Source organism: Oleiphilus sp. HI0061, assembly GCF_001635675.1.
The window spans coordinates 1-474 of the sequence record NZ_LWFE01000812.1; the positions used below are offsets into that span (position 1 = coordinate 1).

General features: G+C 42.0%; 1 protein-coding gene. It reads right to left on the reverse strand.

The window, feature by feature from the left end; all coding sequences use genetic code 11:
- Positions 1-474 (reverse strand): general secretion pathway protein GspK (locus A3735_RS09805; protein WP_197485811.1); only part of this gene is annotated, 474 nt, incomplete at both ends.

Consider the following 474-nt stretch of genomic DNA (forward strand, 5'->3'; position numbering starts at 1 on the left):
CGAGCATAGGCTGGCCAGCATTTCTATAAGGAGGGTCTAAGGACAAATACTCGCCATCTTCCGCCCCATCAAAACCACTTGAGTCCTGATTTTCATCAAGCCAGTCAATAATTTGCTCAAGCTTTACCGTTTCGATCGCCAAACGATTAAATAAACGAGTGAAGCGTTCCTTCATTACAGGGATAACTTCCCCTGTCACACTGACTAGGTCATTTAGATTCAGCTTCCCTTGAACATCATTAAACTGTGACGAAACAATTGCACCTTCATAGGGTCTTGTTAAAGAGGACTCAAGAAAGGCTAGGTCATCATAGAATTCTTTTTCTACATCTTTATCATTATCCCAATCATCTTTTAGCCACCACTTTGCATATAACTCGGAGCCAATCGCGTATTGATACGCTTGAGACTGGGCAAATAAATTACCGGCCTGCTGAACAAAAATACTCTGTCTGTTGTACATACCGACAGACA